Origin of the sequence: Pseudoalteromonas sp. NCCP-2140 (genome assembly GCF_023708065.1) — a bacterium.
In the GTDB taxonomy this organism is placed as follows: Bacteria; Pseudomonadota; Gammaproteobacteria; order Enterobacterales; family Alteromonadaceae; genus Pseudoalteromonas.
Window position 1 is genome coordinate 44,900 of the sequence record NZ_BRCZ01000005.1, and the last position, 25,445, is coordinate 70,344.

Below are 25,445 nucleotides of genomic sequence, written 5' to 3' on the forward strand. Positions count from 1 at the left end.
ATGGGTATATAACGAATAAATTAGTTTTCAGGTAAAAATTTCTATAAAAATTGAGTGAAAATTATTCTTAACACGAAATTTAGTCATAAAAAAAGCAAACACTCAGTGTTTGCTTTTCACAAAAATCCTATTTGAACACAACTTAATTAAGCAGCGATTAAATAGGACTCTCGTCCTGCATGTTTTGCCTTACGTTGATATGCACCTTTACCTTTTTTAGGTTTCTCTACTTTTGCGGTGAACAGCTTAGATGTCACCATTGCGGCGTACACATTATCGTTAATTACACCACGACCAGTATCAACTAAGCCTTGTGTACGTTGTTTCTTTTTGCTCATTTTTTGCTCCTATTTAAAGTGTTGCGAGTATATACCTAGCCTAGCGCTACGCAAGTATTTTTAAGGAAAAAACGATGATTTTTTACCCCTTATTTTGTCTTACTCGTTTTGACTAAACACCATGCCTTGTTGTCATTTTACTGACTAAATTCGTATTTTGATTGCATTCATTACCTAACTGCTGGCAAAACTAGCGAAAACAACCATAGTTAATTAAAAACAAACAGGATTACGATGACTGACTTTCTCTTAATCGCCTATATTTTCCTTATTGCAGGCATTATTGCCGTGCCTATTGCCAGCAAGTTTGGGCTTGGCTCAGTGCTTGGCTACTTACTCGCAGGTATTGTTATTGGGCCAACACTGACATTTTTAAATGTTGATGTGATTGCCATCCAGCATTTTGCTGAGTTTGGTGTGGTAATGATGCTGTTTATTGTTGGCTTAGAGCTCGAACCCAAAGCGCTTTGGTCAATGCGAAAACAACTTATTGGCCTTGGTGGCGGACAAGTGATTTTATCAGCTGCCGCGTTTACTGGGATTGGTTTAGCATTTGACCATGCTTGGCAAACAGCACTTACAATAGGCTTAATATTATCGCTTTCATCGACCGCTATTGTACTGCAAACGCTTTCAGAGCGCGGGCTATTAAAATCAGATGGAGGCCAAGCCTCATTTAGCGTACTACTCACCCAAGACATAGCCGTTATTCCTATGCTTGCGTTTATTCCCTTGCTTGCTTTACCTGAATTAGCACCCGCCATTGCAGATACAGCCCATGCAAGCGAAGACGGTCATGGTGGTTTGAGTTTGGTAGCAAACCTTGAGAGCTGGCAAGCAGCGCTAGTTACTTTAGGCATGATTGCGCTCGTCGTTTTTGGCGGTAACTACTTAACCGCCCCCATTTTTAGATTTGTCGCACAAGCACGGCTTCGTGAGCTATTTACCGCTACAGCCCTATTCTTTGTTATAGGTATCGCTTTAATGATGTCGTTAGTTGGCTTATCACCTGCACTTGGCACCTTTTTAGCGGGTGTTGTGCTTGCAAATTCACCTTATAAACATGAGCTCGAAAGTAATATCGATCCCTTCAAAGGACTATTACTAGGATTATTCTTTATCACCGTTGGCGCGAGTATCAACTTTCAATTACTCGCAGATAACCTTGCTACCATCGTGCTATTAACCGGCGCACTGATTGTAACTAAAACAGTTGTGCTATTAATTTTAGGCCGCATTTTTGGCTTAAGAGGCGCCGCACTTTGGTTGTTAGCACTAGGGCTTGCACAAGCTGGTGAGTTTGGTTTTGTACTACTGGCTTACAGTGTGTCTAATAATGTTTTAGCCGCAGCCGTTGCCGACCAACTATTACTGGTTGTGACCTTATCAATGCTGCTTTCGCCGGGGTTATTTATTCTCTATCAACGTGTGATAGCACCGCGCTTTATTTGTGAGCAAGCAGGAAAAGAAACAGAAGAGTTCCCTGATGATAGCCATGTGATCATCGCAGGCTCAGGCAGAATGGGTGGACTTGTTGACCGTATTTTACAAGCTGGCGGCTATAAAACCACCGTGATTGATTACAACTACAAACAACTTGAGGCCCTTGAGCGTGTTGGTATTCGTAACTTTTTTGGTGATGCCACTCGACCAGATCTACTCAGTGCTGCAGGCATTGAAGATGCAAAACTGCTGGTTGTTGCGCTTGATGATGCCGAACAAATCACTAAATTAGTTCGTTATGCGATGCAAAATTACCCGCATTTACATGTGGTTGCCCGCGCTGTAGACCGCCATCATGTATACGATTTATGGGCTTACGGCTGTCGAGATATTATTCGCGAAACCTACGACAGCACCATGCGCATGGGCCGTTCATCATTTGAAGCACTCGGTATTGAACGAGAAAAAGCCCAAGAAATGGTCGATATTTTCAGTGAGTTTGATAAAGAAATGCAACGAGAAGCTGCCGATGTCTACGAGATCGGCGTGCCATTCGAAGAAAACCATGCCTATATCGAACGTATCACCAAATTATTCGATGAAAAAGAACCCGAAATAAAACAACAAATGCGCGAGATATGCGAGCGAGTTAAAAGGGACTAGGTTCGAGGGGTTAGGGACTAGGAGCTAGGTTCGAGGTTCGAGGTGCGAGATACGAGATGCGAGGTGCTAGGTGTGAGAATAAACGCGATATAAAATCGCTGCTACAGGCTCGTATCTCGCACCTCGAAACTCGCAAACTTTCCCCTTGCAACTTTCCCCTTGCAACTCTCTCATTAAAGACAGCTGTCATTAATTAGAGCGACAAATGTCGGATACTACAATTAAGCAAAAAAATAGCGCCGTTAGGCGCTATTTAAGTTTCATATCAACTTAGGAATTAAAAACTAAAACTTAGTTTTGCGTAGTAGGTCATACCATCAAAACCATAAGGTAGTGCTCGAACAGGGTATTTAAAAGCTTTATTCGTAATAAAATCAAGCGCTTCATCTTCGCCTAGCTCGTCTGGCGTTACATCAAAGATATTATCAATACCCGCCGATAGCATGAGTTCGTCAGTTAGCTGATAGCCCACGTTAACATCCACTAATACCGCTGATTCTACCGTGCTTGTGTCTTTAAACTCACCGGTAGGTGATAACTCATCAGGCAAGCCAATGTGGTCATTACCAAAGTATTTAACGTCTGTTTCACCATAGTAGTTAAAGCGTAGCATGCTGTTGAAATCGCCACGATCGTATTCAAACGTTAGCGTTGCACGCTCACCAGGTTGACCATCTGTTAAGAAACTACGCTGTAAATCATCAAGGGCGATTGACTCAGGAATACCCTCAGGTGCATTTACATCATCAATTTCAGTTTCGTTAATGTTACCCGCAAAGGTTGCTGAGAAATTACCGTCATACAAATCGGTGCGGTACGAAGCAATAATATCAACCCCTTTGGTGGTTGAATCAACTGAGTTTGAGAAGTAGTTAGCTTGCTGTGCTCCTGTTGCATTAAGCGCGGCCACGGCCTCGGCACTAAACGAAACATCGTCCGCCGACATTAAGCTGCCAAGGGTAATTCTGTCTTTAATAGCAACATGGTAAAAATCAACGGTTAGCGATAAATCGCTGGTTACGTTGTAAACAAAACCTGCACTTAAGTTTTCTGAGCTTTCAAGGCCAAGGCTATCAACGCCAAGTGCTGACGGAAAATCAGAGCCCGCTGTTGCTGTGAATGATTGCAATAACACGCCACCAGCACCTAAGTTTGTGGTGTAGGCTGTATAGGCACTTTGTTGCAGTGATGGTGCTCTAAAGCCAGAAGAAATCGCACCACGCACGGCAAAGTCATCGGTAATTTCATAGCGCGTTGCGAGCTTACCAATGATGTCATCACCTGCATCAGAGAAGTCTTCATAACGAAGCGCTGTGCTTACTTGCCATGCGTCCGTGATCAGCGTTTCGGCATTTACATAAAATGCATAGCTGTGACGGCTCTCTTTGTTTGACGCTTCAGGGCGCAAACCGTTATAAGCTTGGAAACCACACTCAGCAAATACGCTGCTGTCATTTACCGCAGGGTATGAGCTATCTGAATTAGCTAAACCACACGCATAAGAGGCTTCTTCGCCCGGCACGATTTCATAGTTTTCTTTACGGTATTCAGCACCCACAGATACGTATAATGGCTCGCTGCGACCAATATCAATAATACCATTAAGGTCTGCATTAACGGTTGTTTGATCAAATCTAAAACCACCTGAGTATCCGCCTGAAGGGCCCGCGTTAGCAGCAATATCAGCATCACTTGCATCTGGGTTATTCGCCACATATTCAGCAGCATACGAGGCGTTTAGGGTGTTTTTTGACGTGAAATCATAGCTGTTTTCACCATATACGGCAGATACGTCATAGCTCCAATCTGGATTTAACTCTCCGCGCAGCCCTAGTGAAAACGAAATATCTTCGGCTTCGTTATCAATACGAGGTAAAAAGCCATCGCCATATACTTGCACAACGTTCTTCGCTGCTTGGTCAAAGTTACGGTAAAAACCATTACCTAGCGCAGTACGGTTTGAGTATCCGCCAAATGAGTAAAGCTCGGTCTCACCAAATGGTAATGCCATGTTATAAAACACAGAGGTAAATTCGCTATCAGCATTACCCTGTCCCCAACGAACTTCGTCAGACAGCGTACCGGCTGTTACATCAACTGAGCCACCAGTATCACGCTCTGCGCGGTTGGTGCCATCAGCATCACGGTATTCTAAAGAAAAGTTAATGAAGCCGCCTTCATCACCTAAATCAAAGCCACGGTTTAAACCCATTGAAATAGTGTCACCATCGCCTTCACCTGTACTACCTGCTTGCACATAGCCCGTTGTAACACCGGTTGAATCGTTTAACGATAAGTTGATAACACCGGCTATCGCATCAGAACCATATTGCGCAGCAGCACCATCACGAAGTACTTCAACGCCTTTTAACGCAGTAAGCGGAATCGCATTCATATCGGTACCCGCAGCACCGGCACCTACAGTACCATTTAAACCAAAAATAGATTGGTTATGGCGGCGTTTACCATTTATAAGCACTAACGTTTGGTCTGGCTGTAAACCACGAAGAGTCGCAGGTCTAAATAAGTCAGAGCCATCTGACACTTGCGTTCGAGAAAAGTTAAATGAAGGAGCCGTCGCTTGCAGACTTTGGCCCAGTTCAGTGAAACCACCTTTGTTTAAGTCGTCAGCATCAATCAAATCAACCGGCGATGTTGATTCGGTAGCTGTACGATTGGCAACCCGCGAGCCTAATACAGAGATTTGTTCGATGTTTTTATCTGCTTTTACAGCAGATGCTTGCTCTGCTGCCTGCACTGAAGTCGCAGAAACAGCCACACTAACCGCAACGGCCAGCATACTTAAAGAATGTGTTGTCATGTGTATCCTGTTGATATTCCGGCTTTCCTTAAAACAAAAAGACGCCCCTTTTGGAGAAATTAAGAAAAGCACTAAGCACGTGTTGTTGATTTTAGAAATCACGATTTTGAAAGCTAACTCAAGCCTGCGAATTAACTCTTGCAAAACATCCTATCAACAAATCCACAAAATGAAAGAAAAATCAGGTACGACTTAGGTATAAATATTTCCATTTGTAGTATTAATGGAATTTTTAAGGTTGGAATTATTCGTTTTTCAGTAGAAATAAGCAAAATAATGCAACTATCAGCTTATCTCTACTGAGGAGGGAAATGTTTACTTATCTTGCTCAAGCATCGCCAGTTTTTCATCTTCAAGCATTAACGCCATAGTGGCAATCTCAGATAAGCTCTCGTCTAGCGCATTAAAGAAGGTGACAAACCCTTCGCCTAGTTTTTCTGGTTCAGGATGATTTGCCAGCGCCTGATCCCACATTGCAAAAGTAGTAAGTAAATCGAGTGTTGCTTCAAAATTATCAATAAACAACTGGCCATTTTCGCTTTCGTTTTCTTGCTGCGAATCAGCCTTGAGTAAAAATTGTAAATCGCTGTGCCAAATATCTTGGTTCACGATATACGCCGCAATATACCCGCTACAAAAGTCTTGCAATGCTTGGCTTGGTTCATTGCTGTTAACTTCATTTGGGTATAATTCGGCTAAGATTTTCTTTTGTTCAACTTGTGCTTCGGTTACATTGTCGAGCAGCTCAATCATTGCATCGCGCGGCTCTGAATCTGTCATTAAGGTGTTGAATACCGCTTCATCATTATCGGCAATATAATTTGCTAACTCTGACTCACCAAAAAACTCTGAGCAGGCTAACAAACCAGACATATAGCCAATCACTTGATCCAAGCTGACTTGATTAGTTTCGCTTTGACTAGCGAGGTAATTTTTAAATACATCCGAACTTTGTTGGTTAAGCATATTGAGCCTTTACATGTTGTTTTGGTAAGGGTGTATTCCTACCCTAGCGAATTCACAAATTTTTGCAACAACTGAAATGCTGTCAGCTAGTTACAGTCTTCCTGACCTGACTTTGTACCGGGAACACGCAGCTAATTCGTGTGCCCATTCCTTCTGTACTTTGAATATCAATGCACCCTTGATGTTCATGCACTATGGCATAGACCATAGTCATGCCCATGCCGGTGCCTTCACCAACAGGTTTAGTGGTGTAAAAGGGATCGTATATTTTCGCAATGGTTTCTTCTGACATACCGGCGCCATTGTCTTCAACATCGATATAAATATGCTGCTCAAGCTCATACACAGCGACAGATATTTCAGCTTTTGCGCTTAAATTATCACAAGCTTGTTTGGCATTAATTAAGATATTAACAATCACTTGGCTTATGGCGGGTAAGTTACACCAACTTTGTGATATCGGACTGTATTGGGTATGCAAATGGCAATTACGAAGTTGATTAGCAAGTAGTTTAACGGCACTTTTTACCGCCTCGGTCATATCGGCAAATTGCTTGTCGTGACCTTTTGGCCGCGAAAAATCCAGTAAATTGGCAACGATTTTACTGATCCTTTGCAAGCCTTGTGAGGTGTCGCTTATTAGTTCAGGTAAGTCATCAGCCATAAAGCGAAACGAGTGCACTTTATTAAGCTCTGTTAACTGCTTACAAAACGTGGCTTTATCAGTATCGTTGCAGGCAAATTCATCACATACAGCAAGTAACTCGCTAAAGTAATTACAGTAATTTTTTAAACAATCAACATTACTGATGCTATAGGCAAGAGGGTTATTAATTTCATGGGCAACCCCAGCACAAAGAGTGCCTAAAGTGGCCATTTTTTCGGCTTGAATGAACATAGCTTGATGATGCTCTAAGTCAGCAATTTTTTGCTCAAGCTCACTGTTTAATGCCACTAGAATACGGCTTTTGTCTGCGAGCAATTGTTCAGCTTCTTCTCTGGCCGCTTTTTCTAACAAATAGGCTTGCTTAAAGTCATCCATATTCGTCTCAAACTCTGTTTGTCTCTTTTAAAACCTAGCACAAGGCTTGATTTAAGGCTATGTTATTGATTAACGATGACTCATAGTAAAACGGTATGGCAGAACAAGTTAGCAAGCAACATATTCAGGTTTTATGCATCGATGATGACGAAATCGTGCTGCGCACATTGTTACGCTTATTAGCAGCAAGCAACATCACTGCAAAAGCCTGCTCAGATCCACTTGAAGGGCTAAAGGTTTTGGCTACTTATAGCTTTGATGTGATCATTTGCGACATGCGTATGCCAAATATGGACGGCGCCGACTTCTTTGCGCAAGCACTTAATATTGACCCAGAACCACACCGAATTTTGCTAACCGGTTACTCAGATATCGACAACACCATTGCTGCGGTCAATAAAGGTAAAATTCATGCTTATATTCAAAAGCCTTGGCAGAACGAGTTGCTGCTGCGCAACATTAGTGATGGCATAGAAAAAACCTCATTAAAGCGCCAAAACAAGCAGTTAGAGCAAAAAATAAAAGCGCAAAACAGCCAGTTAAAAGAGCTCAACAACAACCTTGAGCAAATGGTAGAAAAGCGCACTCTACAAATTCGAAAAGTGCTCAAACAACTCGAAGAAGTCAACGAGCGTGAAAAACACGAACACCGTGCCACGTTCGAAATTTTATATAACTTTATTAATGCCAACCCTTACCTGGATGGTATGCAAGCGCAAAACATCGCCGCTACCAGCAAGCAAATTGCAGAACAACTTGGCTTAGATAAACAACATATCAATATGGCTGAAATGGCAGGTTACCTTGCACAAATTGGCTTGCTCGCCATGGAGCCTGAGCTGTATAAAAAACCAACCAGGGAACTCACAGAAAACCAAAAAAAGATTTTTTACACCCACCCAAGTACCGCTCAGCTGATGCTCATGCCAGCGACCCATTTACATGATGTCTCTGAAGCTATTTATTACCAATTTGAACATTACAATGGCTCGGGCACGCCGAAGGGCTTAAAGGGCAAAGAAATACCAATTACGGCGATGATTTTAGCGGTAGCCCGCGATTTCTGGCAGGCAATTGCGCACATCACAGTGCAAGATAACAGCCGTTACGAAAGCGCGCTTGATCAGCTACGGCTATACAGCGGCACTCACTATCACCCAAAAATTTTAGACGTATTAGATAGCATAAAAATAACCTGTGCGAGCGATCAAAAAGTCGGCACCATGAAAATTATCTCGGCTCAAGATCTTAAAAACGGCATGGTACTTGGGCACGCACTAAGAAGCTACGACGGTATTTTGTTATTACCTAAAGGGCATGTGTTTGGCGCAAAATCAATTGCAAAACTGCAGCAGCTTGAAGCAAGAAAACCAAATCCTTTCAGGATCATGATCAAAAATTAGCGAATAAAGTGATCACATAATCAGCTTACTTCGTTACAATGTGATTTATATTACGATTACTTCATATAGGAGCACTCAGTGTCGCGATTTTCCGCCATTACCGATAAGCCTCATGACGGCCGATTCAACAAAAAAACGGGCATTTTACTGACCAACTTAGGGAGCCCAGACGCCCCTACTACCGCGGCACTTAGAACTTATTTACGCGAGTTTTTATCGGACCCTCGCATTGTCGAGATCCCACGTTTTATTTGGATGATCATCCTTTATTGCTTTGTCCTTACGTTACGCCCAAAACGCTCAGCAGCACTTTATAAAAGCATCTGGACTGAAAACGGCTCACCGCTCACGCATATTACCCGAGAGCAAAGCAAAAAATTGGCAGCCCTTTTAAAAGACAAAGGACACCACGACACTGAAGTGGTCATGGCCATGCGCTACGGGAACCCTTCAATTGAAGCGGGCCTTGAAGAGCTGCGCGAAAAAGGCATCACTCGCGTGATTGTACTGCCAATGTACCCGCAATATTCAAGCACTACTATTGGCTCAACGTTTGATGCTGTATCGAATGTTCTTCGTAAGTGGCGCTGGGTGCCTGAGCTACACTTTATTAATGGCTATCACGACAACCCGACATACATTGATGCCCTAGCCGCTAGCATTAGCGAAGATCTAAATGCCCATGGCACGCCGCAAAAATTGGTGTTTTCGTACCACGGTACACCTAAACTGTTTTTAGAAAACGGCGACCCTTACTATTGCTTTTGTATGCAAACCACCCGTTTAGTAGCAGAGAAACTTGGCTTTGAGAAAGACTTTGCTGTAACAACTTTCCAAAGCCGTTTTGGTAAAGCTGAATGGTTGAAGCCATACACAGACGCAACCCTTGAAAGTTACCCTGCTGAAGGTATTAAAGACGTTGCAATTCTAAGCCCTGCATTTAGTGCCGACTGTTTAGAAACGTTAGAAGAACTCGAAGGCGAAAACCGCGAAAACTTTGAACACGCAGGCGGTGAAAAGTACCGCTACATTCCTGCATTGAATACCCGCGATGACCATATCAATGCGATGTTTGAAGTAATAAAACCATTACTTAAATAACGAAAGGCCCTAGCTATTATATACAGTAACTAGGGCCTTTTTTAATATTGAAGCGTGTCATTAATCTTTACGTGTCATAACCAAGGTCACCGTACCTGCAACAATACCCCAAAATGCAGAACCAACCGAGAACAAAGTTAGGTTAGACGCTGTAACTAAAAAGGTCACGATAGCAGCTTCGGTATAATAAGCCTCTGTTAAGGCTTGCTGTAAGCTGCTCGCAATGGTGGCAAATAGCGCAATACCTGCCAACGCCAAAATTAATGCCTGTGGCAAACTTGCTACCAAACCGACCAAGGTTGCCGCAAGGAGCGCCATAATAATGTAAAAAACACCACCAGCAATGCTTGCCCAATAACGTTTGCTTGGGTCTTTATCGGCCTCAGGGCTCATACAAATGGCAGCCGTTATAGCCGCCAGGTTAATGGCATAACCACCAAATGGTGCAATAAATACATTTAATAGTCCGGTTACATTTAGCGCTGCCGATACAGGGGCTTTGTATTGGTGCGCTTTTAAAACAGCAATACCCGGTAAGTTTTGCGACGTCATGGTCACAATAAATAGCGGCAACCCAACACTTATCATAGCGTTCAAGTCAAACTCAGGCGCAATATAAGCAAACTCGCTCATTTTCCACTGCCAGCTAGAGGTATCAATTTGCCCTGTTACACCTGCCATTAAAAATCCCGCCACAACCACAGCAAGCATAGCAAAGCGTGGAAAATAACGCTTACCACATAAATAAACAGCCACCATTAAACCAATGACTAAAGGTAGCTCATTCATAAAGTTGAACACATCAATACCAAAATTCACCAGCACGCCTGCAAGCATGGCACAGGCCAGTTGGCTAGGGATCTTGTTCATCATTTTTTCGAACACGCCGGTAATACCAGATAAAAACACCAGCGCAGCAGAGAACATAAACGCGCCAACAGCTTGGTTTAAGCTATAACCTTGAGCACTTGAAATAAGGAGTGCCGCTCCGGTTGTTGACCACGCGATAAGAATGGGCACTTTGTAGTAATAAGACAACGCAATCGAGCTGACGCCCATCGCAAGACCCAGCATTAACACCCAACTGGCAACTAAATCAGGTGTGCCACCTAACACCATAACAACCTGATAAATAAGCGCGATTGAACTGGTAAAGCCAATAATAACGGCCACTAACCCCGCGGTTGCTCGACTGATGAGCTGACTCATGTACACACTCTCCTTGGCAATTAAAAATCTACCATATCCTATGATTTGCCAGATGGCACTGTACACTTTTGTAGTATTTTAAGATTTATTTACTATACAGAAGAGGCATTTACTGCAATGCCAAACATTAACAAAATTTAATTTTCTCTCCACCTTCAAGCAATCCTTGCTTAGTTAAACTGCAAACACTGACTAATTTAAGGAGCAATCATGACAAAACTAATCAATCAAAATCGCCTATCAATTATTTCGTTAGCAACAATCAGTGTACTACTTTCAGGCTGTGGCAGTAGTAGTAAGAGTGAGGAACCTGTACAAAATACTCTCACTTTACCTAGCTTATTAGTCGGTGAGGTAAGTGCGATATCAAGTAACAGTATTACAGTTAACCAACATCAAATAGCCACAAATAATGCTGACATTGAGGTAGGTGACAACCACGCATTAATCAGCGATCTAAAAGTAGGTATGATGGTTGAAGTTGAAACGAATGGTAAAGAAGCAACTCAGATTGATTACGATCCAAGTTTTAAAGGGCCTGTTAGTATCAATGAACAAGGCGCTACAATTGCGGGCTTCAAGTTAAATAATTTAAATACCGAAGACCTTTCAAATGGTAGCCTTGTTGAATTAAGCGGTTATAACAATAGCCATAGTGAATTCACGGTTACCTACCAACAACCATTAACTAACAGCGCAGAGTTAGAACTCGAAGGTTTCATAACAGATCTAAACACTGCCTCTTATACTTTTAAACTAGGTGATTTAACTGTTCAATATCAACAGGCAGATATCGACGGCGCATTAGAAAACAATCAATTCGTTGAAGTGGAGGGCCGCTTAGAAGGTAATTTATTAATGGCACAAGAGGTTGACGCTGAACATAACTTTACAGCCGATGACGATCTAGATACAGCGCTGTTTGGTACAATTACCTTCATCAACAATGACGCTTCCTTGGTTACCCTAAACAATCAATGGCAAGTGAGTATTACGGATCAAACTAAATTTGAAGATATCACTCGCGCCACATTAACCATAGGAGATACGATAGAAGTAGATGCCATCTGGCAACAAGCTAACAATTGGTTTTTAGCCCAAGAAATAGATCTAGAGAAAAGCCACACTTCGCCTAATTTAAGCAGTAATTTTAGTGTTTCTGGCTTTGCCAATTACAGCAATGGCAACATTATTATCAATGGCATCAGCTTGAAAATCACAAATAGAACCGTTTTTGAAGATGGGTTAACAGCAGATACTCTTTCAGGTGAATGGTTAGAGCTTGAAGGTCTTATTGATGGACAGAGCTATATTGTCAGTGAAATCGAACGTGATAACAGCAATGAACCTCTTGAATTAAAAGGCATAGTAACAGTAACTGAATCGCAACAGGCTAGTTTATTCGGCTACATCAGTGAAGATAACAGCTTAGCGAGTTTTACAGAACAATATGTTGATCTAGAATGCCAGTGGGTACAAGATAACATCGTACGTGCATGTAAGCTTGATGATTAACAACAAAATACAACAATGGCAGCACTAAACGTGCTGCCAAACTAATGTCGAAATATTATGAAAAAACTAGTTTTAACTTGCCTGTGCTTAATTTCTGGCCTTGCTTTTGCTGCAAGTTCAGCCATTTTTAATATGCTAGATTCAAGCACAGCCCCTGCCCCGACTGAAGTTTTATATAACATAGAACAACACTATGCGAAAAATGCCGTTATTGTTGAGTTTGAACTGGAAATTGAAAATGGTCAAAGCGTATTCGAAGTCACTTTATATGAAGCTAAAAAACAACGATTTATCGAATTACTTTTAGACAGTGCGGGAAAGGTAATAGAGCTTGAGTATGAAGCTCCGGAGCTTGATGAACAAGAAGAAATAGCAGCTGCTAATTTAATGAGCCGTAAAGGTTACACATTACATGGTTTAGTAACACAACTAGATAGTGAGCCAACACACTACCTAATTGAAGCCCAATTAGAGCAAGACATGGGTATCACATACATGGTCGCCACATTCGTGACCAGCAAAGGGCGTCACAAAAAAGCGATTGATCTTGAGACGGGTAAGAACTTACCTTTGCTTCGTTGGGGCAATTAATGAAACTATTATTAGTTGAAGACGACCAGCAAAATCGCGAGTTTTTATACAAGGCTTTTATTGAGCAAGGCTACACTTTAGATTGCGCAGAAGATGGTCAACAAGGGCTTATGCTAGCGACGTGTGAACATTACAACGCGATTATTCTAGATCGTATGCTTCCTAAGCTTGATGGTTTACAGGTATTGTTAGCATTAAGAGCAACCGGCAAAACAACGCCAGTATTAATACTATCAGCACTAGATAAAGTAGACGACAGAGTGACAGGTTTAAAAGCCGGCGGTGATGATTATCTAACAAAACCCTTCTCTTTTTCTGAATTAGCTATTCGAGTCGAAAACTTAATAAAACGGCATACCTTTCATGCCCCACTGAGCACTAAAATTAGTCTTGCCAATTTAACGCTCGACTACAGTAATCAACGAGTTGAAGTAAACACTAAAACTGTTAATTTACAGCCCAAAGAATTTAAATTGCTTAGGTATTTATTAGATCACCAAGACAAATTAGTCACCCGTACCTTATTGTTTGAATCGGTATGGGAATATCATTTTGATCCTGGCACCAACGTTATTGACGTGCATATTGCGAGGCTTCGTAAAAAGCTCACAGAAGCGTCCGCGCAATTAGAAATCGAAACTGTTCGCGGTGTCGGCTACCGCTTAAAAGCTAGTGAGGGTTAATGTACGAAAATAACCTACGTTTGTTCGACCCAAGAAAAAGCTCAGTTTGGCGTTTAACATTGGCCTTTGCAGCAATTACCGCTGTTACTTTATTACTTGCGATTACTTTAATCTACCAACTGTTACTTGGCGAGCAAAGCCGTCAAGTTGAACGGCGCCTTGATGCCGAAAAAACACGTATCGAAGCGCTCGCCTCCGAATTTGACAAGCAAAGCTTTTTTCAACAGCTTGATGTTTTCAGAAGCGAAGGTGATATTTTAATTTTTTGGCAGAGTGATTATGAACAAAGCCAGCAGCTAAGCTTTTTACCCGATAATATCCCCTCACTCCCTGAAACAGTTGTTTTTCCTGTTCTTGATACCGGACGAGGTCAAATACGCCTACTCACAACAGGCAAAGTTAAAACCGTTTATGGCAATATCGTGCTTGCCACTGCCACAGAGCATTTACAACGTTTAATCATCGATTTCAAATCAATCGCTAGTTGGACTTTTATCTTAGCAATAGCGTTAACAGGCTTGTTTGGTTACCTATTTTCTCGTCGACACTTGCGTCGTGTAAACTACTTCAATGCAACAGCCGAACAAGTCCAAAATGGCAACTTAAGCGCGCGTTTATCCCATAAAGATAAAGGTGATGAATTTGATCGTTTAGCAGCTCACATCAATACAATGCTCGATGCAGTAGAGGAAAATTTCGCTTTGGTACAGGGAATTACCGATAATATCGCTCATGATCTAAAAACCCCACTGACACGATTAAAACTTAATTTAGAGCAGCGTTTACAAAAGCTGCCAGAAATGGGCTACGAGCTTGAACAGCTCAATAGTATCATTAACACCTTTGACGCCATGCTAAAGCTCACACGTTTAGAACATGGACAGTTTCCGCTACAGCTCGAAACAATTGATAGTAGTCAACTTGCCAATGATATTAGTGAAATTCTACAACCCAGTGCCGAACAAAACGGTCAATCAATTGATGTCGCTATTTCTTCACCTTGGCAATTAAGCGGTGATCGAAACCTGTTGTTTCAAGCAATTTTTAACCTAGTCGAAAATGCTATAAAGTACGCTGGTAAGGGCGCAACGATTAAAATAATAATTGCTGAAAAAAGTATATCAGTTGTCGACAATGGTAAGGGTGTCAATGAACATGATTTACAACAGCTCACAAAACGCTTTTATCGCAGCGATCCGGCGCGTCAAAAAGAAGGGTTTGGTTTAGGCCTTGCAACCGTACAAGCAATTTGCAACCGCCATTCACTCAACTTATTTCTAAGTTCAGAAAATGGCTTTTGTGCAAAAATAACCGAAGATTAAGCTGCGCTCTCAGCTGCTTTTTCTTGCGCTTCTGGTTTTGTGGGCTTATCAAAAATACCTAAACGAATGCGAATGAAGTGCAAAATCTCTTTGGCTACATCAATACCCAACGCACCTTCTAAGCCTTCAAAGCCTGGACTTGAGTTTGCTTCACAAATTTTAAAGTGCTGCTCATCAAACAATAAATCGATGCCTGCTACATCAAGGTTGAGTACGTTCGCAGTTTGGGTTGCAAGCCATTCGATTTCTGGCGTAATAGGAAATGACTTACCTGTACCACCAGCACTGACATTAGCTTTAAAGTTTTTACCCTGTGAGTTACGTTCCATACACGCAACAGCACGGCCACCGATAGTAAGTACTCGCAAATCACGACCATGACTCGACTTAACAAACTGCTGTAAAATGATGTTTGCTTGTGGGTTTGCCGCTTCAATCAGCTGCATTAAGTCATCAAACTCTTCTTTTGATTTTGATAAGAACACGCCACTGCCCTGCGAGCCCGATAACGTTTTAATAACCACAGGAAAGCCAATCTGCTTTTCAACCAAATCAATATTCACCGGAAACTTAACCAACATGGTATTTGGCGTAGGTAAATTACATTCAGCAAGAATTTGCTGTGCAAACAGTTTGTCTTTCACTGTTTCGATTGATTGCGAGCTATTGACACAATAAACGCCTAAACGCTCAAGGTGGCGAATAATCGCCAGCGCAAAATAGGTTGTACTTGCACCCATGCGAGGAATAACAAAGTCTGGTAGCTCAACAGATTGACCATCAATTAAAATACTTTTACCGTCTTCACGGGTAATAGTTAGATCAAATTGATCTGGCGAGTAAACTTGTAAATCTATACCCTCTTCTTTGGCTGCAGCAAGTAAACGTTCTACTTCATAGGTTTCTTGCTTTAACAAGCCTTGGCTATCTTTATAAATGATCCACCCGCGCATGGTCGGTACCTCTAGTCTTGAAGTTTCGTTGACAAAAAAACGCGGATTATGCTCAGCATTCAGAGCCGAGTAAAACAAATTAATTTTATCGACACGATAATAAAAACCACTACTTAGTGATTAACTATTGACCGAGTTGTTAACTTGAGGTAAAAACTAACAATGAATTAACATAAAAACCCGTAAGAGAAACATGTGAACAGGACGCTTGCATTAATCTTCATTCTGCCACTTACAGCATTTGCTCTGAATGAGTGGCATATTCAAAGTGATGGTTTTAAAACAAAACCAAGCACACAGCAGTTTGTTGCCTCTTACAAAGCAGAAGCCGATCAAATAGCCCCTCAGCCCATTGTGAACTTAACTGCGCCACTTAATCAGCTATCTAATCATGCGCACGATTACCTATACAAACAAGGCCGTTTGCCTGACCAATTAGCAAACACCGCGTTCAGCGAATTTGATTTAGACACCCTAAAAACCCTACAACCTGGCGATCACTTTATTTTAGTGATCGACGAATACCTCAGTTACACCGTCGAAATTAGTAACATCATCGAAGCCAGCAATGGCGATAGAAGTGTATTTGGCAAGGTCAATGATCAAACTAAAACAGGTCATCAAGCCGTGATGACCCTCACAGAAAACACCCTACAAGGCCAATTTGACGCCGGTAAGCAAAGCTACAAGTTTCAAAGCCATGGTGAGTACGGATGGGTAACGAAGTTGTAGGTTACTAGCTTACGAGTTGCTAGCTACAAGGGGAAAGGGGAAAGTTAGCGAGTTACAAGATACAAGGGTAAAGTTACGAGTTTCGAGATGCGAGATGCGAGTCCTAGCACCTAGAACCTAGTGCCTAGCGCCTTTCCCCTTTCCCCTTTCTAACTTTCCCCTCACCAACTCACACCTACTCCTCAATCGCCGGCCATAAACTTTCACCGTCGCTGTCGATTGGGCTTAAAATCTCAAGGCCTAGAATTTTGGCGATCAGCGGGTACACATCTAAATTACTTACTTCGTCTAAACGGAGGCCTTGTTTAAAGGCGGGGCCGGTGGCGATAAAGGTTGCAGCCATATCTTCGCTATAAGCGTAACCATGGGTGCCTAAATAACCGGCCATTTTACTGTCGGTAAACACCCGAGGAGCGTCAGTTTGTAAAATAATATCGCCAACGCGTGGGCCTTTATCATAGTGATAATCACGCTTTTGCTGCTCACTTAGCACGATATAGCGACCATCTGCAGCTTTAGCGAGCTTTTTACTGAATCCGCTGATGTCTGCTTTACTATCTGGTTTTGCATAATATAAAACCCGAGGGCCGGTGTTTTGCACTATGAAGTTTTCGTCTTGCGGCAGGCTATCAATTTTAATGCTAAGGCTTGGATCTACAGACACCATACCGTGATCAGACACAATCACTAAGTTAATGTTTTCATCAAGCGCTTTTAAACGGCTCGATAAATCAGCCATTAAGCTATCGAGCTTTTGCACTGCGTCATACGTTTCTTTGGCATCAGGGCCAAACTCGTGCCCCATGCTATCAACCAGCGAAAAGTAGCTAACCACTAAACGCGGGCGCTGCGCTTTTGGTAAGCTCAACCACTGAATAATTTGATCAACACGCTTTTGGTAATCACTGTGTTTTGAATAATGATAAAAGTAATCAGGCAGCATGCCGTTAAAGCGCGCATCTGATTCAGGCCAAAAATAGGTGGCGGCTTTCAAGCCTTGCATTTGTGCAAGGTTCCAAAGCGGAATGCCATTCACCCAAGTGCTATCGTCTTTCCCTTTACCCATTTTGTAGCAGTCGTTACGCTCGGTATCACAAAAGCGGTTCTCGACAATGCCATGATTAACTGGCAATAACCCGGTGATAATCGACAAATGATTCGGGAAGGTTTTGGTCGGATAAACAGGGCGCATTTTGCTTGCTCTCACGCCCTGTTCACTGATTGCTTTTAAGTGTTTCGCTTGGTGTTTTTCAATGTAATCCCAACGAAAGCCATCTATCGAAATAAGTACCACAGATTGCTCTTGCTCCGCTTTTACAAGAGAGCTGAACGCTAATAAACCCGCTAAAACTAATTGCCAAATACGCATGCGAAACCCTTTTTAGTTCAATTTGTTAATTTGCTCAGAAACTTTACCAAACTGTTTTGAAAATTTTGTGATCATGCTTTCAAGCTTTTTCACACTACGCTTTAAACGTGAGCCGTTTATTTGGCTATAAATAAAGCCCCAAACGCCTGTAACCACACTTAACACAATAAACACGGCAACTGGTAGGCCATCTAAGTGTTCAACCACTTGCGGGTAATTATTAAGTAAATCAATGCCAGCATCTGGTACAAGTGTATTAACTAGTGGGTAAAAATCTTGGGCATCAAAGTACCACGCTAGCCCTACTGACGTAAGACCAAGCAATACCATACGGTTAAAGCCATGCACCATACCAAAGTTTCTGACTGAAGAATTGTTGTACTTAATGTCTTTACTCACATTAACCGCATACTCACGGTAATACTCAGAGTAACGCTTAGTATCAACACTGCTGTAGGCGTAATACACCCAATCACCAATATCAACAGAGCCCAGTAAATCTTCACCCGCTTTAAAAATAAACGGCTCACCCGATGCGGTTTCGAGCATGATTTCACCTTTTAAGGTGGTGCTACGATTACGATAAACCTCAACGCGCTCTTTTACATCGCTACCAACATACATGCCACCTCGATAGGTGGTTGTGGTTTCTGTGGTGGTTACGGTTTGGCGGCTTTCATTGGCATGTGCGCTTTGCTCTTTTTCTAATACTTTGCCAAGCACTGCACGGTGATAAATAGTGCCTTTTTCGTTACGTGCCCAAACATTTTTATGCACATAAGGGTTTTCATACGTAAGGCTATACTCATCCATAATGGCATGCTCAAGCTGAGCAATACTGGTTGGTTTTGTTATGCTTGGCTCTAACGCTTTTTGAATGCTAATGGCTTGCTCTTCATCTTTTGCAAGTGACTGTTCTTTTTCAGCAATCGCTTCAACGTGTTGCTTAGCGCCACAGCAATAACAATGTGCAGCATCTTGGCTAATACGCTGCTGGCACGAAATACAAATAACATCTGACTTACTCGGCGTTCTTGCCAGCATGTTATAACCCAATTGATTTAGGGTGGTCGATAGCATCACATCTGTTGCTGCTAAAATCGCATCATACTTTGCTTCTTGTTTGGCTTTAGCTTTTTTATGGTAGTTGTGCTCTGCCATAAATACCCCTATTGCCACAGGCAATGACGCAAGTAGCGCAGGCAAAAACTCAAGCTTTGCAGCAAACAACATGATTAAGAATGTAATAACACTTAGCACAAGCCACAAAATGGTTCCGCCAGTGTAGTTTCGGCTGATGGTTTTGTCCCAGCTGCGATATTGTTGATCGGCAAAATGCACAATCACAACTGGCATAAAGCGGTCATTTTTAACTACCCGCCTAGCATTGCCATCAGCAATGCGATAATTAAGCGTTAACGGTGTTTCCTGAAAAGCAGTGATTACATTGCCCTTTTGTAGGTTAGCAATTACATCTTTTTCTGCATCAACACTAAACTCATGAATAATGCCGTCTTTGTCTTCTACTTCTAGCCACCAATAACCATATAGCATGTTGTCGTTATTGGTTTTATAACGGCGCTTATAGTAATACATTGATTTCACAACGCCTGTGATCGTACTCGCTTGTGGCGCATAATTTTTTACATCAACTAGCAAGTCAGGGCTGAGTTCTTCAACCGTGTGCATTTGTCTTTTTTGCTCAAGAGCTTCTCCACAATCACAACAGTGAAGATCGGTGGCATACACCGTAGTTTGGCAATGTTGCATTTTCATTCCTTGCTTAATTAATTGCTTAAATCAATGGTTAATGTTTGTTCGCCAGCATCTACTTGGTGCCAACGTCGATACGTTTTATATCCAGGCGCCGACACTTGAATATCATAAGCACCAGTTTTTAAAGTCATGCCGGGGCGATATTTAGGGCCTATATTCATAATGCGAATAGTGGCATTTGCCGGGTTTGTAGTAATGGTAAGTTTAGTTTTTTGCTCAACCAGATATTGTCTACGCTGTTGCTGCTCAGCACTTAAACTGGCATCGCCATGGCGCAAAATATCAACCTTAGCTAAAGCATGGCTCAGCGGGCTAAAGTTCTCGTAAATATGCAGTTTTTCTTCAAACTTTAAACCAAGCGGATGCAGCAGAGGCTGCGCATGCAAAGTCCAACGAATCGCATAGCTAAACACCGGATTGCTCGACTCATCAACCTTGTCTAAAAAGTAGTTAACAGGGCTTTGGTCGTCTTCGGTAAAGGTGTTATGCACAAACATTACTGGCACTATCAAAATCAGAGCAGGCATAATCAGCTTTTGCAAAACAGATACACCTGTCGTTGGCTGTTTTTCTTGCTTGGGTTTAATCAATTGCCACAGTTTTAACGGCAGCTTGCTAAAGGTTAAGCAAATCAAAAACAGTGACAACGACATCGAGATAGGCGGAATAATCACCGATCGCAATGCTTGCTTACCGTACTCGGCATACTCGCCACCATCAGCAAATTTACCCTCAGAGCTATTGAGCATGGCTAGGTATTTGTCAGTGCGTTTTGCAATGTTTGGATCAAGCACCTTGTCTTTAAAGTTCTTTTTATTCCAATCGGCACGAATGTTTTTTACGTATAAATCACCCATTCTATCGGCAATTTTTGCTTGAATTTGCGGGTGTAGTTGAAACGCAACCCAGCTTAAGTTTGGCTTTAAACTCATGCCGCGTTTACGCATTTCGCTTTGCCATTGTGCATTAGCTTCACTTGTAACCTTATTGGCTACAGCATTAGCAAATGCTTGGCGTTGATTCACATTCCAGTTGCTTTCAAGCTGTAACCCTTTGCTGGCAAAATGTCCTCTAAGCTTCTTTTGTGTTGTTTCGTGAGCACGAAACGCCATTAAGTTTTCAATCGTAAATGGGTAGCCCGTTTCACTCACAAACATCTTATGAAAATTTGGATGTTGTAAAAAACGCAGCTGATAATGATCTGGGTCATCGGTGTATTTGTAGCGTTTATCTTTAAAGCCGCCATCGCCACCGGTTGCTAAACTAGCAGCCTGTAGTGCGGTATAAACACCACCAGTGAGCACACCCATTAAAATAGTGCCTGCGGCATTTTCAGCAACCGAAACATCTTCTTCAATAAGCCAGTAATCAGGCTCAATGTAGCCAATACCCGCTTTTAAAATATTGCTTCGGTAGTCTGCTGCTTCGCGTTCATAGCAACGATTTCGGCGGTCTTTTTCGCTGCTTTTGTCATAACGCTCACGGCATTTTGCAATGCTGTGGTGGTAATCATAAATCTTCGGGCCATACTTTTGTGCACGTGCTGACGCTTTTGCAATATGGGCTTTTTGCGCTTGTTGGTACTTGTTCCAGCCGCTATTGATCTCTTGTTCAACTTGCTGCCAATAACCTTGCTCGCGCTCACCGATACTTGCCAAAGTGCTGTTGTACTTTTTACTACCATCAGCATAGGCTTTGTATTTAACCACCAGCTCATCATATAACTGGCTGTAGTTTTTATAATGTTTATCAAAATCTTGATACGCTTTTTTCTGTACAAACGCACCAATAATCTTTCGCTTATCTTGCTCTAGGTTGTCTGAAAGGGCGGCATCGCTATACAGTAAGCCACCAAACAGCGCCAAAAAGGTCAGGTTTTCTGAGCTATGTAATTGCTCAGGGTTGTAATCAAGGTCGTTCACTTTAATCGAGTTAATCGCCAGCGCGTCTCTAAGTGCAGCACTGTAGGTAGCAAACTGGCGCTGCTCTGCGGTTGAAGGCTCAATTAAGGTTTTTTCAATGGCATATTTTTGGCCAAAAAACACCACCGGCCAAACTAAACACAATAAAGCGATAAACGAGATAATCCCACGGCCTACTTTGGCTACCATGGCTTTAGGTAGAAAGTCAGCTAACAGCAGTGCAACACCCACCCCAGAGACAGCTCGGCCATAAATTTCAAGGTGTTCAAGATCTTCTGCCGAAGGGGTACCTAAACCGACTAAAGAGACTAACTGGGCATTAAAAATTGCCTCGGGTAATAAATATAAAGTAGCTAAAACAAGTAGCAAACAGCGCCACCAAAACGGCTTTATTAAATCAGTCATAATTTTATTCTTATTGTTTTTTACGCAGTTCTAGTTCAACAGCAGGATCTGTTTCTAGGCTAAAATCTTCATCGGCTTGGCGAGTCCCAATTTCTAAATTAGGTGCTGAAGGAGTCGATGTTACTTTTGGAATATAAGTTTTTTCTTGAGTTGATTTAAGCGTGCCGCCCACCGCAGGGTAAAGCTGATTCCCTTTATAAGCATACAGCTCATCAAGGCGCTCTAAATCAAGATCAGCAGGCATGCTAGCAATCAACTTAGCGTCTGCTTCATCGCTAAAATACGGCTGCATTTTTGGTAATTCAAACACAGAACAAAAGCCATAAACGGTATCGTCCATAATTACAGAGTCAGGGCGAAGAGAACGCGACTGCGCTAATAGGCTACGCTCATGATAGTCGTGGCCGTTAATAGAATAAGTGGCGACCATAATACCGCGCGCTTTAGCAACCGGCTTTAAGCGTGCTGCACTTTGCTTGTAATGACGAATATCAAGTACATAACCAAAGTTACGTTTTAGCTGTTTTGCTAATTTATCGAGCTTAACTGGGCTGTCGTAACGTTTTTCACGATGATAGCGATTACCAAGAGCTTGTAAGCTCTCAAGCTCTTCTTTGTTGCGCTCGTAAATGGGGTCGCTACCAGCGCCGCGTTTTAGGTCACTTGCTAACTTATTCATTGAGGCTTTTGCAGGCGACTGAATAAATGCCAAGTAAATATCTGGGTTAATATCGCGCATACGAGTCAGGTTGCGCATTTCTAAACTGCTAAAAAAGTAGTTACCACCACCAACAAATTCATATGCTAAATAATCCAGCATTTTTAAATCGTTAACTGAGGCCTTTGATTTTATTTCAATATTAAGTTTTTGATGGGGTTTGCGATAGCGCGCAAACGTGGCAGCAAGCTCTCTAAATGAAGGTGGCATATCATCGGTAAGTAACCCGGTATCTTGGTTACGATGACGTAAATAGCCCCACTCTTTTTTATAGCTCATCGACTCAATTTTGCGGCGCTTATTGTCAACTGTGCCTGTTTCGCGACCTGTACGGGCATCATGATGTACAACCCACACATCGTCACGGGTAATTCGCACATCAATCTCAACAACGTCAAAATTGTTGTCGATGGCATCAATTACTGCGTTAAGTGAATTTTCGGCATAACGAATTGAGCCACGGTGGCTCTGCAAATTAAAGTTACTGCATTGCCTAGCAGAGGCGTAGTTGATATTACCAAGTTGGCTTTCATAAAACCCTCGTGCATACAGTGCACCCTGCTTGGCCTTAATGGCATTTTTTTCGGCCACCGTTAAGGTGCTTTCAGCGCTTGGCTCTGGGGTGCTCTTACAAGCCGTTAAACCAATAAAACACAGAAGAATACTAGCTAGTAGCCATGGTTTTTGAGACAAAGTTTGCATCATTGCTATTTAGCCAAAAGGCTTTCCTTTCTAATACAAGATAGTGAAGAAGTGCGTAAAACTGAATAATATATGAATAAAGACCACGATTTAAAGTAATAACTTTAATAAAATTGAATATTTTAATTTAAGATACAAGCTGTTAGATTAAATTTAATAATTGGCAAAGTGTTGCTAACAACAAGCAAAAGCCCGATTTCACTGCTTTGTGGGAATAAAAAATGATCGATTTTGGTAAAAAAATAACGCCTGCGCGCGAAATGCGCTCTACCAATAATTTACACACTGCGCTTGAAAGTGATCGGGGCCGCATTATTAACAGTGCAGCAATTCGCCGCTTGCAACAAAAAACCCAAGTTTTTCCACTCGAGCGCAATGCTGCAGTACGTTCAAGGCTGACCCACTCGCTTGAAGTACAACAAGTGGGCCGGTTTATTGTGCAAACCATTTTTAATAAGCTCAGTGATGCAAAACAAAAAGAATATGGCTTAGCAGGGCTTGAGCGCCCGCTAGAAAGCCTAGTAGAAATGGCGTGCCTAATGCACGACATAGGCAACCCACCGTTTGGTCACTTTGGCGAAGCAGCCATCAACCAATGGTTTGATAAACACTTAAACGCACTAACCCCTGAGCGCTGTAAAGGCATTGGTATTAGTGTGATCTTTAAACACCTAGCCCAAGATATAAAAAGTTTTGAAGGGAATGCCCAAGGTATTCGCATAATTCATTCATTACTTTCTCTAAACTTAACCTACAGCCAAAGTGCTGGAATTTTAAAATATACCCGCCCGGCCAGCATGGCGAAAATAGACAGCCCGCAAGATAAAAACTACTTGATGAAAAAAGTGGGTTACTACTTCAGCGAAAAGCCGTTTATTGAAGCGCTGCAAACTGAACTCGAAATTGAGCAATACTGCCGTCATCCTGCCAGCTACATTATGGAGGCAGCCGACGATATATCGTATTGTTTGGCCGATATTGAAGATGCGGTAGAAAAAGGCATTATTAGTGTTGAGTCGCTCTGCGAAAAGTTAAAAGAGCAATACACCCGCACACTCACAAACCTAACCATAGACGATACCAAACACAGCGACTTTGCCGAAAAAGCCATTGATTATGCGTTAAGTAAAGCACAAGAGCAGCCGTACAATTTTAACAGCGAATTTTTTATCTACCTGCGTGTGACCTTGCTACACCCATTAGTAAGCTACGCAGCAGAGCGGTTTATTAATAATATTGAAGCCATTTACCACGGTGATTTTAATCAGGCTTTATTAGAAGATCGAAGTCACCTGCACGCAGTTACGCTAACCTTAAAACAAGTAGCATTAAAACATGTGTTTTGCCACAAAGAGGTAGAGCGTTTGGAGCTACAAGGCTACCGTATTATTAGCGGTTTACTTGACTGCTATAAGCCTTTACTTGCCCTTGATGCAGATGCATTCAAGCGTGTTTTAAAAGGCGACCAAAACTACTTAATTGAAACTCGTCTTGTTAAAAAGCTGTCTAATAAACATTTAAATAGTTACCAAAAAGCCATTGACGCCCTAAAAGCCGAACCGGATCATTTTGCCGCCTACGAATTTTATTATCGATGCCGATTAATTCAAGATTACATAAGCGGAATGACCGACCAATTTGCTTACGACGAATACCGTGCGCTCATGGTAATTGATTAGCTAATACGAATACTCCTAATTTGTTAACCAAATGTGGATAAATTACCCGTCTCAGCATAGAATTAATTAACTGTCGGCTCATCAATTAAACC

General features: G+C 42.1%; 19 protein-coding genes. 9 read left to right on the forward strand and 10 right to left on the reverse strand.

Going from position 1 to position 25,445, the window contains the following annotated elements:
- Window positions 1-146: 146 nt before the first annotated feature.
- Entirely contained in the window at window positions 147-338 is a 192-nt protein-coding gene (gene arfA / locus NFU46_RS11815; protein ID WP_175083096.1) for an alternative ribosome rescue factor ArfA, read from the reverse strand.
- 234 nt (window positions 339-572) lie between these two features.
- Between arfA and NFU46_RS11820 the strand changes: the two genes are divergently transcribed.
- Complete coding sequence (locus NFU46_RS11820; protein WP_251602092.1) at window positions 573-2,444, forward strand: monovalent cation:proton antiporter-2 (CPA2) family protein; 1,872 nt, start codon at window positions 573-575, stop codon at window positions 2,442-2,444.
- Between the two features lie 277 nt (window positions 2,445-2,721).
- Here NFU46_RS11820 and NFU46_RS11825 read toward each other — a convergent pair whose 3' ends face one another.
- The 3 genes from NFU46_RS11825 to NFU46_RS11835 all read right to left on the reverse strand — a co-directional run bounded on the left by NFU46_RS11825 (window position 2,722) and on the right by NFU46_RS11835 (window position 7,273).
- Window positions 2,722-5,265: a TonB-dependent siderophore receptor gene (locus NFU46_RS11825; protein WP_251602094.1), complete on the reverse strand. Its 2,544-nt coding sequence runs from the start codon at window positions 5,263-5,265 to the stop codon at window positions 2,722-2,724.
- 315 nt (window positions 5,266-5,580) lie between these two features.
- Window positions 5,581-6,231 carry a UPF0149 family protein gene (locus NFU46_RS11830; protein ID WP_251602096.1) on the reverse strand — a complete coding sequence of 217 codons (651 nt, stop codon included), beginning with the start codon at window positions 6,229-6,231 and terminating at the stop codon, window positions 5,581-5,583.
- Window positions 6,232-6,313: 82 nt separating this feature from the next.
- Window positions 6,314-7,273 carry a sensor histidine kinase gene (locus NFU46_RS11835; RefSeq protein WP_175083101.1) on the reverse strand — a complete coding sequence of 320 codons (960 nt, stop codon included), beginning with the start codon at window positions 7,271-7,273 and terminating at the stop codon, window positions 6,314-6,316.
- A 95-nt stretch (window positions 7,274-7,368) separates the two neighbouring features.
- On the opposite strand from NFU46_RS11835, the gene NFU46_RS11840 reads away from it, so the two are divergent.
- The gene (locus NFU46_RS11840; RefSeq protein WP_251602098.1) at window positions 7,369-8,676 is read left to right on the forward strand and encodes an HD domain-containing phosphohydrolase; all 1,308 of its coding nucleotides are present in this window, start codon (window positions 7,369-7,371) and stop codon (window positions 8,674-8,676) included.
- Window positions 8,677-8,754: 78 nt separating this feature from the next.
- Window positions 8,755-9,777, forward strand: coding sequence for a ferrochelatase (gene hemH / locus NFU46_RS11845; RefSeq protein ID WP_054553442.1), 1,023 nt, complete (start codon window positions 8,755-8,757; stop codon window positions 9,775-9,777).
- A gap of 60 nt (window positions 9,778-9,837) precedes the next feature.
- Here hemH and NFU46_RS11850 read toward each other — a convergent pair whose 3' ends face one another.
- The gene (locus NFU46_RS11850) at window positions 9,838-10,986 is read right to left on the reverse strand and encodes a benzoate/H(+) symporter BenE family transporter (protein ID WP_175083103.1); all 1,149 of its coding nucleotides are present in this window, start codon (window positions 10,984-10,986) and stop codon (window positions 9,838-9,840) included.
- A 210-nt stretch (window positions 10,987-11,196) separates the two neighbouring features.
- Here NFU46_RS11850 and NFU46_RS11855 point away from each other — a divergent pair, with 210 nt between their 5' ends.
- From NFU46_RS11855 to NFU46_RS11870, 4 genes are read left to right on the forward strand one after another with little or no spacing between them, the layout of a single operon-like run.
- Window positions 11,197-12,501 carry a DUF5666 domain-containing protein gene (locus NFU46_RS11855; protein ID WP_251602100.1) on the forward strand — a complete coding sequence of 435 codons (1,305 nt, stop codon included), beginning with the start codon at window positions 11,197-11,199 and terminating at the stop codon, window positions 12,499-12,501.
- Between the two features lie 57 nt (window positions 12,502-12,558).
- A complete protein-coding gene (locus tag NFU46_RS11860) occupies window positions 12,559-13,092 on the forward strand; it encodes a hypothetical protein (RefSeq protein ID WP_054553439.1) in 534 nt (177 codons plus the stop codon).
- Window positions 13,092-13,775, forward strand: a complete 684-nt coding sequence (locus tag NFU46_RS11865) for a response regulator transcription factor (RefSeq protein WP_251602102.1) — start codon at window positions 13,092-13,094, stop codon at window positions 13,773-13,775. Before NFU46_RS11860 ends, NFU46_RS11865 begins: the two co-directional genes overlap by 1 nt.
- A complete protein-coding gene (locus NFU46_RS11870) occupies window positions 13,775-15,097 on the forward strand; it encodes an ATP-binding protein (protein WP_138599368.1) in 1,323 nt (440 codons plus the stop codon). The genes NFU46_RS11865 and NFU46_RS11870 overlap by 1 nt, the downstream gene beginning before the upstream one ends.
- Here NFU46_RS11870 and NFU46_RS11875 read toward each other — a convergent pair.
- Window positions 15,094-16,050 carry a RimK family alpha-L-glutamate ligase gene (locus tag NFU46_RS11875; RefSeq protein ID WP_251602104.1) on the reverse strand — a complete coding sequence of 319 codons (957 nt, stop codon included), beginning with the start codon at window positions 16,048-16,050 and terminating at the stop codon, window positions 15,094-15,096. The genes NFU46_RS11870 and NFU46_RS11875 overlap by 4 nt on opposite strands.
- Before the next feature lie 195 nt (window positions 16,051-16,245).
- Here NFU46_RS11875 and NFU46_RS11880 point away from each other — a divergent pair, with 195 nt between their 5' ends.
- The gene (locus tag NFU46_RS11880) at window positions 16,246-16,782 is read left to right on the forward strand and encodes a hypothetical protein (RefSeq protein WP_251602106.1); all 537 of its coding nucleotides are present in this window, start codon (window positions 16,246-16,248) and stop codon (window positions 16,780-16,782) included.
- Between the two features lie 175 nt (window positions 16,783-16,957).
- On the opposite strand, the gene NFU46_RS11885 is transcribed toward NFU46_RS11880, so the two are convergent.
- From NFU46_RS11885 to NFU46_RS11900, 4 genes are read right to left on the reverse strand one after another with little or no spacing between them, the layout of a single operon-like run.
- On the reverse strand, window positions 16,958-18,151 hold the full coding sequence (locus tag NFU46_RS11885; protein WP_251602108.1) for an alkaline phosphatase family protein: 1,194 nt from the start codon (window positions 18,149-18,151) through the stop codon (window positions 16,958-16,960).
- Between the two features lie 12 nt (window positions 18,152-18,163).
- The gene (locus NFU46_RS11890) at window positions 18,164-19,921 is read right to left on the reverse strand and encodes a hypothetical protein (protein ID WP_251602110.1); all 1,758 of its coding nucleotides are present in this window, start codon (window positions 19,919-19,921) and stop codon (window positions 18,164-18,166) included.
- Between the two features lie 17 nt (window positions 19,922-19,938).
- Window positions 19,939-22,254: a PEGA domain-containing protein gene (locus NFU46_RS11895; RefSeq protein ID WP_251602112.1), complete on the reverse strand. Its 2,316-nt coding sequence runs from the start codon at window positions 22,252-22,254 to the stop codon at window positions 19,939-19,941.
- A gap of 10 nt (window positions 22,255-22,264) precedes the next feature.
- Window positions 22,265-23,677: a glycerophosphodiester phosphodiesterase family protein gene (locus NFU46_RS11900; protein ID WP_251602114.1), complete on the reverse strand. Its 1,413-nt coding sequence runs from the start codon at window positions 23,675-23,677 to the stop codon at window positions 22,265-22,267.
- Between the two features lie 218 nt (window positions 23,678-23,895).
- Here NFU46_RS11900 and dgt point away from each other — a divergent pair, with 218 nt between their 5' ends.
- Entirely contained in the window at window positions 23,896-25,353 is a 1,458-nt protein-coding gene (gene dgt / locus NFU46_RS11905; protein WP_251602116.1) for a dGTPase, read from the forward strand.
- The last annotated feature ends 92 nt before the right edge of the window (window positions 25,354-25,445 follow it).

Excerpts from the sequence above, each read along its gene's own strand:
- NFU46_RS11835 (WP_175083101.1), bottom strand. The coding sequence starts at position 7,273 with ATGGATGACTTTAAGCAAGCCTATTTGTTAGAAAAAGCGGCCAGAGAA.
- NFU46_RS11840 (WP_251602098.1), top strand. The coding sequence starts at position 7,369 with ATGGCAGAACAAGTTAGCAAGCAACATATTCAGGTTTTATGCATCGAT.
- NFU46_RS11900 (WP_251602114.1), bottom strand. The coding sequence starts at position 23,677 with ATGATGCAAACTTTGTCTCAAAAACCATGGCTACTAGCTAGTATTCTT.
- arfA (WP_175083096.1), bottom strand. The coding sequence starts at position 338 with ATGAGCAAAAAGAAACAACGTACACAAGGCTTAGTTGATACTGGTCGT.
- NFU46_RS11885 (WP_251602108.1), bottom strand. The coding sequence starts at position 18,151 with ATGCGTATTTGGCAATTAGTTTTAGCGGGTTTATTAGCGTTCAGCTCT.
- NFU46_RS11850 (WP_175083103.1), bottom strand. The coding sequence starts at position 10,986 with ATGAGTCAGCTCATCAGTCGAGCAACCGCGGGGTTAGTGGCCGTTATT.
- NFU46_RS11875 (WP_251602104.1), bottom strand. The coding sequence starts at position 16,050 with ATGCGCGGGTGGATCATTTATAAAGATAGCCAAGGCTTGTTAAAGCAA.
- NFU46_RS11855 (WP_251602100.1), top strand. The coding sequence starts at position 11,197 with ATGACAAAACTAATCAATCAAAATCGCCTATCAATTATTTCGTTAGCA.
- NFU46_RS11890 (WP_251602110.1), bottom strand. The coding sequence starts at position 19,921 with ATGCAACATTGCCAAACTACGGTGTATGCCACCGATCTTCACTGTTGT.
- NFU46_RS11895 (WP_251602112.1), bottom strand. The coding sequence starts at position 22,254 with ATGACTGATTTAATAAAGCCGTTTTGGTGGCGCTGTTTGCTACTTGTT.
- NFU46_RS11820 (WP_251602092.1), top strand. The coding sequence starts at position 573 with ATGACTGACTTTCTCTTAATCGCCTATATTTTCCTTATTGCAGGCATT.
- NFU46_RS11830 (WP_251602096.1), bottom strand. The coding sequence starts at position 6,231 with ATGCTTAACCAACAAAGTTCGGATGTATTTAAAAATTACCTCGCTAGT.
- NFU46_RS11860 (WP_054553439.1), top strand. The coding sequence starts at position 12,559 with ATGAAAAAACTAGTTTTAACTTGCCTGTGCTTAATTTCTGGCCTTGCT.
- NFU46_RS11870 (WP_138599368.1), top strand. The coding sequence starts at position 13,775 with ATGTACGAAAATAACCTACGTTTGTTCGACCCAAGAAAAAGCTCAGTT.
- NFU46_RS11825 (WP_251602094.1), bottom strand. The coding sequence starts at position 5,265 with ATGACAACACATTCTTTAAGTATGCTGGCCGTTGCGGTTAGTGTGGCT.
- dgt (WP_251602116.1), top strand. The coding sequence starts at position 23,896 with ATGATCGATTTTGGTAAAAAAATAACGCCTGCGCGCGAAATGCGCTCT.
- NFU46_RS11865 (WP_251602102.1), top strand. The coding sequence starts at position 13,092 with ATGAAACTATTATTAGTTGAAGACGACCAGCAAAATCGCGAGTTTTTA.